At 71.6% G+C, this 14,354-nt stretch carries 11 protein-coding genes, 1 pseudogene and 1 riboswitch; of the genes and pseudogenes, 2 read left to right on the top strand and 10 right to left on the bottom strand.

What is annotated here, in order from left to right:
- Positions 1 to 96: 96 nt before the first annotated feature.
- From OG965_RS30370 to OG965_RS30355, 4 genes are all read right to left on the bottom strand, one after another.
- Entirely contained in the window at positions 97 to 2,817 is a 2,721-nt protein-coding gene (locus tag OG965_RS30370; protein WP_371655223.1) for a polynucleotide kinase-phosphatase, read from the bottom strand.
- Positions 2,814 to 4,280, bottom strand: a complete 1,467-nt coding sequence (locus OG965_RS30365) for a 3' terminal RNA ribose 2'-O-methyltransferase Hen1 (RefSeq protein WP_371655222.1) — start codon at positions 4,278 to 4,280, stop codon at positions 2,814 to 2,816. Before OG965_RS30365 ends, OG965_RS30370 begins: the two co-directional genes overlap by 4 nt.
- An 83-nt stretch (positions 4,281 to 4,363) precedes the next feature.
- Positions 4,364 to 5,317, bottom strand: coding sequence for a homocysteine S-methyltransferase (gene mmuM / locus OG965_RS30360; protein WP_371655221.1), 954 nt, complete (start codon positions 5,315 to 5,317; stop codon positions 4,364 to 4,366).
- A gap of 2 nt (positions 5,318 to 5,319) precedes the next feature.
- Positions 5,320 to 6,249, bottom strand: a complete 930-nt coding sequence (locus OG965_RS30355) for an LLM class F420-dependent oxidoreductase (RefSeq protein ID WP_371655220.1) — start codon at positions 6,247 to 6,249, stop codon at positions 5,320 to 5,322.
- A gap of 248 nt (positions 6,250 to 6,497) precedes the next feature.
- Between OG965_RS30355 and OG965_RS30350 the strand changes: the two genes are divergently transcribed.
- The gene (locus tag OG965_RS30350) at positions 6,498 to 6,728 is read left to right on the top strand and encodes a hypothetical protein (RefSeq protein WP_371655219.1); all 231 of its coding nucleotides are present in this window, start codon (positions 6,498 to 6,500) and stop codon (positions 6,726 to 6,728) included.
- A 26-nt stretch (positions 6,729 to 6,754) separates the two neighbouring features.
- Here the strand turns inward: OG965_RS30350 and OG965_RS30345 are convergent, their stop codons facing one another.
- The 5 genes and pseudogenes from OG965_RS30345 to OG965_RS30325 all read right to left on the bottom strand — a co-directional run bounded on the left by OG965_RS30345 (position 6,755) and on the right by OG965_RS30325 (position 10,474).
- Positions 6,755 to 7,246, bottom strand: a complete 492-nt coding sequence (locus OG965_RS30345) for a DUF6099 family protein (protein WP_371655218.1) — start codon at positions 7,244 to 7,246, stop codon at positions 6,755 to 6,757.
- Between the two features lie 251 nt (positions 7,247 to 7,497).
- A pseudogene (locus tag OG965_RS30340) lies at positions 7,498 to 7,818 on the bottom strand (nucleotide pyrophosphohydrolase); the annotation flags it as partial.
- Positions 7,815 to 8,939 carry an AAA family ATPase gene (locus tag OG965_RS30335; RefSeq protein ID WP_371655217.1) on the bottom strand — a complete coding sequence of 375 codons (1,125 nt, stop codon included), beginning with the start codon at positions 8,937 to 8,939 and terminating at the stop codon, positions 7,815 to 7,817. The gene OG965_RS30335 and the pseudogene OG965_RS30340, both read right to left, overlap by 4 nt.
- 123 nt (positions 8,940 to 9,062) lie before the next feature.
- The gene (locus OG965_RS30330) at positions 9,063 to 9,452 is read right to left on the bottom strand and encodes a cell division protein SepF (protein WP_371655216.1); all 390 of its coding nucleotides are present in this window, start codon (positions 9,450 to 9,452) and stop codon (positions 9,063 to 9,065) included.
- A gap of 113 nt (positions 9,453 to 9,565) precedes the next feature.
- Complete coding sequence (locus OG965_RS30325) at positions 9,566 to 10,474, bottom strand: ABC transporter substrate-binding protein (RefSeq protein WP_371655215.1); 909 nt, start codon at positions 10,472 to 10,474, stop codon at positions 9,566 to 9,568.
- A 238-nt stretch (positions 10,475 to 10,712) separates the two neighbouring features.
- On the opposite strand from OG965_RS30325, the gene OG965_RS30320 reads away from it, so the two are divergent.
- Positions 10,713 to 11,507, top strand: coding sequence for a VOC family protein (locus tag OG965_RS30320; protein WP_371655214.1), 795 nt, complete (start codon positions 10,713 to 10,715; stop codon positions 11,505 to 11,507).
- Positions 11,508 to 11,577: 70 nt separating this feature from the next.
- Here OG965_RS30320 and metE read toward each other — a convergent pair whose 3' ends face one another.
- Positions 11,578 to 13,899: a 5-methyltetrahydropteroyltriglutamate--homocysteine S-methyltransferase gene (metE, locus tag OG965_RS30315; RefSeq protein WP_371655213.1), complete on the bottom strand. Its 2,322-nt coding sequence runs from the start codon at positions 13,897 to 13,899 to the stop codon at positions 11,578 to 11,580.
- 182 nt (positions 13,900 to 14,081) lie between these two features.
- Positions 14,082 to 14,234, bottom strand: a riboswitch (cobalamin riboswitch).
- Between the last annotated feature and the right edge of the window lie 120 nt (positions 14,235 to 14,354).

Raw genomic sequence — 14,354 nt, 5'->3', positions numbered from 1 at the left:
CCCATCCTGTCCCGCCCGCAGCCCGCTCACCCGGTGAACCGGCGGCTTCCACCCCGGCCCGTGGGGGCGGAACCGCACGGCTCCGCCCCCACGGCTTCACAGCCTGGGGTCCACCGGCTCCGACTCCAGGGCCAGGACCGCGAACACCGCCTCATGGACACGCCACAGCGGCTCGCCCGCCGCCAGCCGGTCCAGCGCCTCCAGCCCCAGCGCGTACTCCCGCAGCGCCAGCGAGCGCTTGTGGCCCAGGGAGCGCTGCCGCAGCCGCTCCAGGTTGTCGGAGCGCACGTACTCCGGACCGTAGATGATCCGCAGATACTCGCGTCCGCGCACCTTGATACCGGGCTGCACAAGGCGCCCCTTGCCGTCCCGGGCCAGCGCCTGGAGCGGCTTGACCACCATGCCCTCGCCGCCCGCAGCGGTCAGATCGAGCCACCAGTCGACGCCGGCCCGCACGGACGCCTCGTCGCCGGTGTCGACGACCAGGCGCCGGGTGACCTGGAGCAGACCCGTCGGGTCGTGCTCGACCAGACGGTCCAGCCACGCCAGCTGCTCGTCGTGGGGCACCGCGGCCAGACTGCGGCCCTGGGAGGCCAGGATCTGGAAGGGCGCGAACCGCACACCCTCCAGCCCGTCCGTGGTCCAGCAGTACCGCCGGTACGCGTCGGTGAACGCCTCCGCGTCCCGCGCCCGCTCACGCTGACGCGCCAGCAGCCCGTCCACGTCGACACCGCGCGCCGCGGCCGCCTCCAGAGCCCCCAGCGCGCCCGGGAAGACCGCCCCGGACGCGGCACCCACCGCCGCGTACTGCGAACGCAGCAGCCCCGAGGCCTTCAGCGACCACGGCATCAGCTCGGCGTCGAACAACAGCCAGTCCGTACCGAGCTCGTCCCACAGCCCGGCCGCGGACACGGCCGCCCGCAACCGGCCGAGGATCTCCTCGGTGACGGCCGCGTCGTCGAAGAACGGACGACCGGTGCGGGTGTGCAGAGCGCCCGTCGGCCCCTGCACCCCGAACCGCTCGCGCGCCACCTCGGCGTCACGGCACACCAGGGCCACCGCCCGCGAGCCCATGTGCTTCTCCTCGCACACGACCCGCGCGACCCCGTCCGCCGCGTACTGCGCGAACGCCTCCGCCGGATGCTCCAGGAACTGCTCGTCACCGCCGCTGCCGCGGGCCGCCGCACGCGAGGTCGCCGTGGGCGCCATCGTCGGCGGCAGATACGCGAGCAGCCGTGGGTCGACGGCGAAACGGCTCATGACTTCGAGCGCGGCCGCCGCGTTCTCCTCGCGCACCGCCACATTGCCCAGCTGCCGGGTCTCCACGACCCGGCGGCCGTGCACGTCGGCGAGGTCGAGCGGGCGTCCGTCATGGCCACCGGGCGCCTCGGTGGCCAGCGGACGGACCGGCTCGTACCAGACCCTCTCGGCAGGCACGTCGACGAGCTCGCGCTCCGGCCAGCGCAGCGCGGTCATCTTTCCGCCGAACACCGCACCCGTGTCCAAGCAGATGGTGTTGTTGATCCACGACGTGTTCGGGACGGGCGTGTGGCCGTAGACGACCGCCGCGCGACCCCGGTAGTCCTCGGCCCACGGGTAGCGCACGGGCAGGCCGAACTCGTCGGTCTCGCCGGTCGTCTCCCCGTACAAGGCGTGCGAGCGAACACGCCCCGACGTACGCCCGTGGTACTTCTCGGGCAGACCCGCGTGACAGACGACCAGCTTGCCGCCATCGAGCACGTAGTGGCTGACGAGCCCGTCGATGAACTCCTTCACCTGTTCCTTGAATCCATCGCCCTCCCTCTCCAACTGCTCGATGGTTTCCGCCAGTCCATGGGTGCGCTGGACCTTCTTGCCACCCAGATAACGTCCGAGCTTGTTCTCATGGTTCCCGGGAACACACAGAGCGTTACCATCGGCCACCATTCTCATCACGCGCCGCAACACACCCGGGCTGTCCGGCCCACGGTCCACGAGGTCACCGACGAAGACCGCCGTACGGCCCTCGGGGTGCGCCCCGTCCACGTAACCCAGCTTCACCAGCAACGTCTCCAGCTCGGAGCGGCAGCCGTGGATGTCACCGATGATGTCGAAGGGGCCAGTGAGGTGAGTGAGGTCGTTGTAGCGTCGCTCGATCGCGATCTCCACGCTGTCCACCTCCGCCTCGGAGCGCAGGACATGGACCTTGCGGAACCCCTCACGCTCCAGGCCGCGCAGCGAACGCCGCAGCTCACGGCGGTGCCTCGCGATGACCTGACGGGGCATGCCGGCACGGTCGGGCCGGGTCGCGTTGCGGGCGGCACAGACCTCCTCGGGCAGATCGAGGACGATGGCCACGGGCAGCACATCGTGCTCCCGAGCCAGCTGGACCAGCTGTCTGCGGCTCTCCACCTGCACGCTGGTGGCGTCGACGACGGTCAGCCGCCCGGCCGCGAGCCGCTTGCCCGCGATGTAGTGGAGCACGTCGAACGCGTCGCCGCTGGCGCTCTGGTCGTTCTCGTCGTCGGCCACCAGGCCCCGGCAGAAGTCCGACGAGATGACCTCGGTGGGCTTGAAGTGCCGACGGGCAAAAGTGGACTTGCCCGATCCGGTGGCGCCGACGAGAACGACGAGGGACAGGTCGGGGACGGCGAGCGCGCGCTTGCGAGGCGGGGTCGGGGGCCCGACGTCGGTCCGGGTTCCGGTTCCGGTGCCGGTTTCGATCCCAGTCCCGGTCCCGGTCCCGGTCTCCGTGCTCGTCTCGGCACTGGTGCTGGTGCTGGCACTCGTACTGGTGCTGGTACCGGCCTCGGTGTCGGTGTCGTTCTCGGTGTTCATGCGGCGTTCGCCTCCTTCGCGGTCGTGGTCATCTCGAATACAGCCATCTGGGTGGGCGGCCCCACCTCGGCGTCGTCCGGCCCCACGGGCACGAACTCGACGCCGTAACCGTGCCGTTCGGCCACCGAAACGGCCCAGTCGCGGAACTCCGCACGCGTCCACTCGAACCGGTGGTCGCCATGGCGCACATGCCCGGCCGGGAGCGACTCCCAGCGCACGTTGTACTCGACGTTCGGCGTGGTCACGATCACCGTTCGCGGGCGCGCCGCGCCGAACACCGCGTATTCGAGCGCGGGCAGCCTCGGCAGATCGAGGTGCTCGATGACCTCGCTGAGCACGGCCGCGTCGTACCCCTTGAGCCGCTTGTCCGTGTACGCGAGCGAGCCCTGCATCAGGGTGATCCGCCCGGCCTGCCGCTCGCCCATCCGGTCCAGGCGCAGCCGCCGCGCGGCGATCGTCAGCGCCCGCATCGAGACGTCCACACCCACGATCTCGGTGAATCGGACGTCCTTGAGCAGCTCCTGCACCAACTGTCCCTGGCCGCAGCCCAGATCGAGCACCCGGCTCGCCCCGGTGGCGGTCAGCGCCGCCAGGATGGCATCGCGTCGCTGTACGGCGAGCGGCACGGGCCGGTCCTCGGTGTCGGTCGTCTCGTCCACCGCGTTGTCGATGGCCTCGACGGCGATGTCATCGGCCTCGGCCAGTCGCACCAGTTCGAGGCGCTCCATTGCCTGCCGGGTCAGCCCCCAGCGCCGGGACAGATAGCGGCTGGTGATCAGCTTCTGCTCGGGGTGGTCGGCCAGCCAGCCGTCACCGGCGCGCAGCAGCTTGTCGACCTCGTCGGGCGCGACCCAGTAGTGCTTGGCGTCGTCGAGCACCGGCAGCAGCACGTACAACTGCCGCAGTGCGTCCGCGAGCCGCAGCTCCCCCTCCAGTACGAGCCGTACGTAACGGGACTCGCCCCACTCCGGGAACTCCTCGTCCAGCGCGACGGGCTCCGCCGAGACCGAGGCCCAGCCCAGCGGCCCGAACAGCTTGTGCACCAGGTCGGCGCCGCCGCGCGCGGGCAGCGCGGGCACCTCGATCCGCAGCGGCAGCGGCGCCTCGGCCCGCTCCGGCAGCGCGTTGCACACACCGCGCAGGGCGCTCCTGAAGACGGTGCTCAGCGCGACGGACATCAGCGACGAGGCCGCGTACGGACGGTCGTTGACGTACTGCGCCAGCGCGGAATCGGGGGCTCCGCCACGACCCTTGCCCTTGCCCCGCCGCACCAGCGCGACCGGATCCACCTCCAGGAGCAGCGCGGCCGTGCAGCGCTCGGCGCTCGCCTCGGGGTAGAGGATGTGCGCGGTGCCGTGCGACGTGGAGAACGCCTGCGCCTTCCCGGGATGCTTGTGCAGCAGAAACCCGAGGTCGGTGGCGGGGCGTTCAGGGGTACCGGTCGTGGTGATTGTCAGGAACACGCGTCGAGTATCACCCGGTTTCAACAGCTCCTACCAGGCATTTTCCCCTGAGTGCCGAGGGTGGCCTCAACCTGTCCCGCCCCTCACGCCTCTTCTGCCACGAACCCCGCCAGCCGTGCGATCTCCGTCGGCCCCACCCGGCAGCAGCCTCCCACCAGACGGGCGCCCGCGCTGCGCCAGGCACTTACGCGCGACGGGTCGAACGTGGCGCCGCCCCGCCACGACCGGGCCTCCGCGTCCCAGCGCTCCCCGCTGTTGGGGTAGACGACCACCGGCTTGCCGGTGACCGACGCCGCGAGCTCCACGGCACGGTCCGCGTCGGCGGGCGTGCAGCAGTTCACGCCCACGGCGATCACCTGGTCCAGGCCCGCCACCAGCGCGAACGCCTCCTCCAGCGGCTGGCCCGCCCTGGTCCGCAGCCCCTCCACGCTGTACGACAGCCACACCGGTACTCCGCACCCCTCGACCGCCCGCAGCAGCGCCTCGGCCTCGTCGGCGTCGGGCACGGTCTCCACCGCGAGCACGTCCGGCCCGGCTGCCGCCAGCGTCTCGACGCGGGGGCGGTGGAAGCGCTCCAGCTCCTTCACCGTCAGCCCGTACCCGCCGCGGTACTCACTGCCGTCGGCCAGGAAGGCGCCGTAGGGGCCGATCGAGGCGGCGACCCATACTTCGGCCTTCTTGGGGGGCTCCCCCTCCCCTCCCCCCACCCCCCTCCCCGCCCCCGCCCTCTCCCCCGCCTTTCTCGCCAGCTCCACGCTCCGGGCAAGCAGGGCCGTCGCCTCGCGGCGGGGCACTCCCCGGTGGGCGAAGCCCTCGTACGTCGCCTGGTAGCTGGAGGTGATCAGTACCTGTGCGCCCGCCCGTACATACGCCTCGTGTGCGGCCTCGATCTGGCTCGGGTCGTCGGCGAGCAGCCGGGCCGACCAGAGCGGGTCGCTCAAGTCGCAGCCCTGGGCCTCTAGTTGGTTGGAGAGGCCGCCGTCAAGGACCACGGTCCGTTCGGCCAGGGCGTCGGCGAGTGGACGGGCGGGCCGCACGGTCAGGCCCCGTTCAGCTGGGACTGGACCTGGGAGGAGATGAGTTCGAGGTGGTCGAGGTCGTGCAGGTCGAGGACCTGCAGGTAGATCCGGGACGAACCGATCGCCTCGTACGCGCCGATCTTCTCCACTACTTCGGCGGGCGAGCCCGCCAGTCCGTTCGCCTTGAGCTCTTCGACCTCCCTTCCGATGGCGGCCGCCCGGCGCGCCACTTCGGCGTCGTTCTTTCCTACGCAGACGACCAGGGCGTTGGAGTACACCAGGCCGTCGGGGCTGCGTCCGGCGCTCTGCGCGGCGGCGCGCACCCGGCCGAACTGCCGCTCGCTGTCGGCCAGGGAGGCGAACGGGATGTTGAACTCGTCGGCGTACTGTGCGGCCAGCCGTGGGGTGCGGACCGCGCCGTGGCCGCCGATCAGGACCGGCACCTTGGCCTGGGCGGGCTTGGGGAGCGCGGGCGAGTCGGTGAGCTGGTAGTAGGTGCCGTCGTGGGTGAAGGTCTTGCCGGTCTCGGTGGCCCAGAGGCCGGTGACGATGGCCAGTTGTTCTTCGAGTCGTGCGGACTTCTCCTTCGGGAAGGGGATGCCGTACGCCTTGTGCTCGCCCTCGAACCAGCCTGCGCCCAGGCCGAGTTCGATACGGCCGCCGGACATCTGGTCCACCTGGGCGACCTGGATGGCGAGGACGCCGGGGAGCCGGAAGGTGCCGGCGGTCATCAGTGTGCCGAGGCGGATGCGGCTGGTCTCGCGGGCGAGTCCGGCCAGGGTGATCCAGGCGTCGGTGGGGCCCGGGAGGCCGTCCGCCGAGCCCATCCGGAGGTAGTGGTCGGAGCGGAAGAAGGCGTCGAATCCGAGGGCTTCGGTGGCCTTCGCGACGGCGAGGAGAGTGTCGTAGTCGGCGCCCTGCTGGGGCTCCGTGAAGATTCGAAGATCCATGCATCCATCCTGCACCTTCGAACTGTCGTCAACCCCGCCCTTGCCGTATGCGCGATGGCTGCCCAGTCGGGTGAATATCGTCCACCTGACGGGCCGCGCGGGCTCTGACCAGTGACTGTCGCGCTGAGTGGTCGTTGGCTCGGGCGGAGCCGGACCGCCCGGCCCGCGCGCCGGCGGCCGTTGCCGACGCGTCTGTCGAACTGCCACCCCCGCGGCCTCGCGGGAGGGCTTGGGCCGAGGAGGCCGCCATGTCCCAGGAAGCCGTGCCCGAACAGGCCGTGCCGCAGGAGCCGGCCGGGCAGTCCGTGCCCGGGCAGCAAGGTGCGCCGAAGGGGCTGCTGCAGCAGATGGAGGAGTTGATGGCGGCGCTGAACGCGGATCTTTCGCAGCTCGACGCCGATCTGCAGTCCTCCGCCGAGCGTGTGCTGCCGGGTCAGGACGCCGGTGGGCATATGGAGGGCCGCTCCACGGGCGTGTGAGTGCCGGTGTGGTGACTCCCGTCCGGTCATGACGGCCTCGCCGTCGAGTCGCGCAGGGCGCCGGGCCGTCTTTCCTGCTCGCGTACGGTGAGTCGGCGGAGCATTCCGCGGACCCGGTCGCTCGACTCGTCGGCGGCGTCGATCGCTTCGATGCACTGCCAGTAGAGCCCTTCTTCGTCGGTGGCGCAGGCGACGCCGACGAGGGCCATGCCGACATCTCCGAGCAGGCCACCGAGTCCGGTCAGCGTCTGTCTGGCGTCGGTGACTTCGGAGAGCTGGGTGGCGCGGATGCCGCCGATGCGCAGCCCGGGGTGGTCGAGGGCGCCGCAGCCGCGGCCGCCGGTCTCGCTGAGGCCGCGTGCTTCGCCCCTGAGTTCCGGTGGGCCGGTGGCCGCCAGGTGGCTTCCGATGGCCTGGGCGAGGGCTTGTGCCTGCCAGGCCTCGGCGACGATCTCCAGCGCCGCGGTACTTTCCGCGAGCGCTAACCTGCTCACTCCGATGAGCCGTACCGCGTCCATGAGTCGCCCCCGTTCATACGACGATCCGTTTCCCCGTCACTACCTAGAGTGAGCTTCTGAGGCCAGGAAAGCCAGAGGAATTGGGAAATCTGTGGACGAGCAGGGGGTTTTGAATAACTCGCTCACTCCGAAGAGTGACCGTTTGGACTTTCTTCGGGGTTCTGTACAGGGGCGCGGCCGGTTTGTGCGGAGGTCGGGCGGGTCTGTGCCGGGGCGGGCCCGGTGAGGTTCTGCGGGGCGGGCGGGGCGGTGGGGACGGGGAAGCGGAGCTCGTTGCGGTCGATCTTGGCGGCGAGCGCGGCGAGCGGGTCGATGCCGAGGACTTCGCAGAGCTGGAGGAGATAGGCGAGGACGTCGGCGACCTCGTCGGTCACCCGGTGGGCGCGGTCGGGGTCGTGCATGACGCGGTCGGACTGCTCGGGGGTCAGCCACTGGAAGATCTCAAGGAGTTCGGAGGCCTCGACGCTGAGGGCGGAGACGAGGTTCTTGGGGGTGTGGAAGGGCTGCCAGTGGCGCGCGGCCGCGAAGTCGGCCAGTCGGCGCTGGAGTGCCTCTACGTCGAGTTCGGTCACGGCTCCAGGTCTACCACTGCCGCCCCCTGGACTCCTCGGGCGCATCCGGCGTCCGTGACGGTGCCGGCGAGACGGATGTGGCCGCGTCGGCACATCTCGGCGGCCAGTGCGGCCAGTTCGCCGGCCTGGCGCCGGTCGAGGCCCCGGTCGAATCCGTCGGTGAGGACGGTGAGGGTCTGCATGGCGGACGGGATCTCGGCGACGGTGTCGACGGCGAGTACTCCGGGGCCGGTGAGCAGGACCAGGGCGAGCGCGAGGTAGCGCAGTTCGCCTTCGCCCAGGCGGGCCACGGGCGTGGGTGTCCGTTCGCCGCGGCCCACCACGGCCCGTAACGTCCCGTCGGCCAGTTCTTCGGCGGCGAGCGCGGTGACCGGGCCGGCGCAGCCCGCGCGGGCCGCGGTGACCAGCCGGGCATGCCGGATGGTGCACTCCTCGGCGGTGCGGGAGAGGATCTCGGCGAGGTTGTCGCAGCCGCGCCGCAGCCGTCCCTGGCCGGGCAGGACGGGTTCGCGCATGCGCTGCGGCTGGGGGTCGCAGGCGAACACGGACCGCAGGGCGACGACCACTTGCTCGGCGGCGGCGAGGACCCGCAGCTGCCCCTCGGTCTTCCCGGCGACGCGCAGTGGCAGCAGGGCGGTGCCGAGCCGGTCGTCGGGGAGCGGGGCGCGGGTGACCGGGACGGCGCCGGCGGTGTGCCAGGCGGCCTGCACGGTGGAGCGGCCGGGGTCGCGCAGGGCGGTGGACAGGAGGGTGTCGCCGTCACTGGTCAAACGTTCGCCGACGACGCGGAGTTCCGGCTCGGCCTGGACGGCGAGGTCGAGCCGGACGGGTCCGGCGGGCCCGTCGACGGTGCAGCCGATGCGGAACCCGCGTCTGCCTTGGGCGTCCGCCTCGGCGCGTTCCGGTACGCACCCGGCGGGGTCGGGGAACGCCGAGGCGAGGGTGGCGCCGGAGCCGAGCCGGGCCAGTGCCTCGTACGCCTGGAGGACACTGGACTTGCCGCTGCCGCTCGGTCCCGCCAGGAAGGTGAGCGGGCCGAGCGGGAAGACCGCGCCGCGGTGCGACTTGAAGGCGGAGAGCCGCAGTTCGGTGACGGTGGGCCGGTCGCAGGTTCCGTTCATGGAACGGACCGTACGAGGGCGAAACGTGACGAACCGTTACGCCTCGATCGCCTTCCTACGAACGAGGGACGGCTCCGCCCTGGGGGATGGCCTTACACAACGTTCTCCCGCACGGGAACGGCCCTACGCATGGGGCACGACGGCCTCGGCGATGCCCTCCACCTCCGTGCCGGCGGGGGCGAGGAGGAAGACGTTGCGGTCGACCCGGTGCATTCCGCTGCCCAGGCCGAAGACCACTCCGCTGCTGAAGTCGAGTATGCGCTTGGCGACTTCGGTGTCCGCGCCCGTCAGATCGAGCAGGACCGGGGTCTGCGCCATCATGTATTCGGCGACCTCGCGCGCGTCCGCGAAGACCTGGACGCGCAGGACCACGAAGCGGCGCTGTGCGACGGCCGCGTACTCGTTGGGGATGGTGAGGTGGTCGACGCGCGACGGCCACTCATTGCGACTGCGCAGCGGAACGACCTGGGCGAGCCCCTCCCACTGTTCATCGGTGACGTCGTACCTGCTCACCGGACCACCTCGCCCATGTGCTGTATCTGCATCCGGCCATGATGACGCCGCTCACCCGTTCAGCCCAACTCCGACACGGCTCTGAGCTGTGAAGTTGTCCGCACTGAGGCGTACTAACGTGCGGTACGGGAGTCCACCGCGTCGGCGACCAGGGCGAAGAACCGGGCGTGGGCCCGGGCGCTGCACGGCGTCTCCGGGTTCCACGGCAGCACGCGCGCGCGGTCCTCGATCGTCCTCCAGTGCGCGTCGGCGCGCAGCTGCTCGACGGGGGTGGCGTTCACCCGTACGTCGGACAGGACGATCTCGGCGGGCAGGGCGGCCGCTTCCTCCCAGGTGAGCGTGGTCCAGTTCGCCCCGGTTCCGGCGGGCGGCTCCACCAGGTGGACACCGTGCTCGGCCAGGGCGCGCAGCTCCGGCCAGGCTCCCGGGCGCGCCACGTGGACCTGGTCGGTCCCGGCGGGCGAGAGGGCGAGTACGCGGGGCGCCACGGGCGGGTCCGTCTCCGCGTACGCGCGCGTGGCGGCCGTCACGGTGCGCAGACGGCGCTGCGCCGCGTCGAGGAGGCGGGCGGCGTCCTCGTGGTGGCGGTCGCCGCCGAGGGCGCGGGCGAGGTCCGTGAAGCGGTCCCTGATCTCGGCCAGGGAGCGCGAGTGCCCGATGTCGATGACGACCACCGGAACGTGTTCCTCCAGGTGTTTGGCCGTCTCGGGGGCGAGGCCGTAGACCTGGCCGCCGCCGTAGCTGACGGCCACCACGAGGTCGGGCGTGCCCTGGAGCAGCACGTCGAGGTCGAGGGCGGCGCCCGCGCCCAGGTAGCGCAGGCGGTCCAAGGGCAGCCCGCCGGCCTTGGCGCGGTCGGGTGCGGCCCCGTCGTGGAAGGAGCCGAAGACGGCTCCGGGGCCGACTCCGTGGTCCCAGAGTGTGGCTCCGGCCTGGATGTAGGCGGTCACCCTGGTGGGCACCCCGCTCGCCGTGGCCACCTGCCCGCGGTCGTCCGAGAACTGCCAGACCGGCTTGTCCATGAGGTCACACGCCCCCTGTAGGTCGCTGTGCGCGCCAGCGCCGGGTCACGCTACGCCCGAGTCGTCCCGCCCCGCCAGGATCCGTACCCGATTACCTGCCCGCCGTCCCGGCGCGTCACCCCTTTCGGCGCTCCGGTCGTCCGCGCCCCGGCGCGTGGAAGCGCTCGACGCGCGGGGTCGGGGGCGGCTGGCTAGCGTGGCAAGCCGGACCGTCTGTCACACAGGAGAGAGCACAGTCATGGCCGCAGAACCAGAGGGCACTCCGTGCTGGGCCGATGCGATGTTCACCGATGTCGAGGGAGCGAAGAGCTTCTACGGTGACGTGCTGGGCTGGACGTTCGGGGAGGCGTCGTCGGAGTACGGCAACTACACGCAGGCGTACGCGAACGGCAAGGCGGTGGCGGCCGTCGTGCCGCCGATGCCGGGGCAGGAGGGCCAGTCGGCGTGGTGTCTCTACCTCGCGTCGCCCGATGTCGCCGCCACCGCGAAGAAGATCAAGGACAACGGCGGCGAGGTGCTGATGGAGCCGATGCAGGTCGGCGACTTCGGGTCGATGGCGATCGCCCGCGAGCCCAGCGGCGCCGTCTTCGGCGTGTGGCAGGCGGGCAGTCACGAGGGCTTCGAGGCCAAGGGCGTGCATGGCGCGTTCTGCTGGGCCGAGTTCTTCACCCGCGACCCGGCGAAGGTCGACGCGTTCCTGCCCGCGGTGTTTCCGTACGGCACGAAGCAGATGCAGGACGACGCGGTCGACTTCCGGGTCTTCAGCGTGGGTGACGAGATGGTGATGGGGCGCATGAGGATGACGGAGGAGTTCCCGCCCGAGGTCCCCTCGTACGTGAATGTGTACTTCGCGGTCGACAACTGCGACGACGCGGTGGCGAAGGCGACCAAGCGGGGCGGGGTGCTGCGGTTCGGGCCGATGGACACGCCCTTCGGGCGCTTTGCGGCGCTCAGCGACCCGCAGGGCGCGACGTTCTCGGTGATCGACCTGCAGACGACACAGGGCGAGATGCCGCAGATGGCCGATGTGTAGCGAGCCCCGTCTGCCTCGGCGGGTCCCGGGGTGTTCGGGCACGCGCGCGTGCCCGAACACCCCGGCCGTGTCAAGCCCCCTGCTGCACCTGCGTCCTGACCGTACGGGCGGCCTCGACCAGGTTCTCCAGGGACTGCTTCGTCTCGGTCCAGCCGCGGGTCTTCAATCCGCAGTCCGGGTTGACCCAGAGCCGTTCCGGCGCGATGGCCGCGAGCCCCTTGCGCAGCAGTGCGGCCGCCTCCTCGGCGCTCGGTACGCGCGGCGAGTGGATGTCGTAGACACCGGGTCCCACCTCGCGCGGATAGCCCGCGGCGGCGAGCTCGTCGGCCACCTGCATGTGTGAGCGGGCCGCCTCCAGGCTGATGACGTCGGCGTCGAGGTCGTCGATGGCCTGGAGGATGTCGCCGAACTCGGCGTAGCACATGTGGGTGTGGATCTGGGTGTCGGGACGTACGCCGCCGGTGGTCAGGCGGAACGATTCCGTGGCCCAGTCCAGATAGGCGGCGCGGTCCGCGGCGCGCAGTGGCAGCGTCTCGCGCAGGGCCGGCTCGTCGACCTGGATGACCGAGGTCCCGGCCGCCTCCAGGTCCTCGACCTCGTCGCGCAGGGCGAGCGCCACCTGGCGTGCGGTCTCGGCGAGCGGCTGGTCGTCGCGGACGAACGACCAGGCCAGCATGGTGACCGGCCCGGTGAGCATGCCCTTGACGGGGCGGTCGGTGAGCGACTGGGCGTACGTCGTCCAGCGCACCGTCATCGGCCGCGGCCGGGAGATGTCGCCGGCCAGGACCGGCGGGCGGACATAGCGCGTGCCGTACGACTGGACCCAGCCGTGCCGGGTGGCGAGGTAGCCGGTCAGCTGCTCGGCGAAGTACTGCACCATGTCGTTGCGTTCGGCCTCGCCGTGGACCAGGACGTCGATGCCCGCCTTCTCCTGGAAGGCGACGACCTCGCGGATCTCGGCCTTGATGCGCTCCTCGTACCCTGCGGTGTCGACGCGTCCGGCGCGCAGGTCGGCACGGGCGGTGCGCACCTCGGTGGTCTGCGGGAACGAGCCGATGGTGGTCGTGGGCAGCAGCGGCAGTCGCAGCCGGGCGCGCTGGGCCGGGGCGCGTTCGCCGTACGGCTGGGAGCGGCGGCCGTCCGCCTCGGTGACCGTCGACGTACGCGCGCGTACCGCCGGGTCGTGGGTGAGCGCGGATCCGGCGCGCGAGGCCAGGTCGGCGCGGTTGGCGGCGAGTTCGGCGGCGATGGCGCCGGTGCCGCCGGCGAGGCCGCGGGCCAGCGTCACCGTCTCGGCGGTCTTCTGGTGGGCGAAGGCGAGCCAGCGGGCGATCTGCGGGTCGATGTCGCGTTCGGCCGTCGCGTCGAGCGGGACGTGCAGCAGCGAGCAGGACGGTGCCACGTCGACAGTGCCCGCGAGGCCGAGGAGCGTGCCGAGGGTGGCGAGGGACTTCTCGTAGTCGTTGATCCAGATGTTGCGGCCGTCGACGACGCCCGCGACCAGCCGCTTGTCAGGCAGTCCGCCGACGGCCGCGAGGGCGTCGAGGTTGGCGGCGGCCGGTCCTGTGAAGTCCAGGGCGAGGCCGTCCACGGGCGCCTTGGCGAGAACGGGCAGGGCCTTGCCGAGCTGGTCGAAGTAGGAGGCGACCAGCAGCTTGGGGCGGTCGGTGAGGCTGCCGAGCGCCCGGTGGGCGAGGGCGGCGGCGTCCAGTTCGGCGGGGGTGCGGTCCTGGACGAGGGCGGGCTCGTCGAGCTGCACCCACTGTGCGCCGGCCGCCCGCAGATCGGCGAGCACCTCGGCGTACACGGGCAGCAGCCGCTCCAGCAGGGCCAGTGGCTCGAAGGCGGCGTCGACGCCGGGCGCGGGCTTGGCCAGGAGGAGGTAGGTGACCGGGCCGACCAGGACGGGCCGGGCCGTGAGGCCGAGCGCCAGCGCCTCGGCGAGCTCGGCGACCTGCTTGCCGGAGTCGGCGGTGAAGACGGTGTCCGGGCCGAGCTCGGGGACCAGGTAGTGGTAGTTGGTGTCGAACCACTTGGTCATCTCCAGCGGCGCCACGTCCTGGGTGCCGCGGGCCATGGCAAAGTAGCCGTCCAGCGTGTCGCTCTCGACGGCGGTGCGGTGCCGGTCGGGGATCGCACCCACCATCACGCTGGTGTCGAGGACGTGGTCGTAGTACGAGAAGTCGCCGGTGGGGACTTCGTCGACGCCCGCGTCGGCGAGCCGGCGCCAGTTGGCGCGGCGCAGGTCGCGGGCGGTGTCACGGAGGGCGTCGGCACTGACGCGGCCCTTCCAGTAGCCCTCGACGGCCTTCTTGAGTTCCCGGTCGGGGCCCTGGCGGGGGTAGCCGTACACAGTGGCTCGTGCTGCCGCGGCTGCGGACTTGCTGGTCACGAAACTCTCCTTCGCGAGAATGTCCCGAAAACAACCCTGGTACGGGTCGTGGGTGCGAAGGGAGACGGACAGGGCGGCCCGCGCGGAGCGGTGCCCGCGCTCGAACCACCTCTTGTCTCGCCGACCCGCCCACGAGGTCACCAAGGTCTCCGCACGCGGTCGGTCGCGCACGGGCAACGGGCAGGTCTTCGGACTCGCGGGCACGCCTGCCGGTTTCCCGGCGGACACCTAGTGGCCGTCGCTTCCCAGACCCGGCCGGGCCCAGTGCGTATGACGGCGGTCGTTCCCGCTCACCGCTGCGGGGCAGTCCCGGATTCCCACCGGGTTCCCTCTTACGACGCCTCCCGCCTGGCGGACGGGGCGAACCAGCTGCGAGCGCCACCCTACAGAGTCGGGGGTCGACAGGCCCCCTCACATCGGGCCCGCACACCTCGTGATGTCCGACATCGGAGGCG

It is taken from the genome of Streptomyces sp. NBC_00224, assembly GCF_041435195.1.
In the GTDB taxonomy this organism is placed as follows: Bacteria; Actinomycetota; Actinomycetes; order Streptomycetales; family Streptomycetaceae; genus Streptomyces.
Note: the sequence above shows the minus strand (reverse complement) of the source record. Positions and strands in the feature narration are given on the sequence as shown.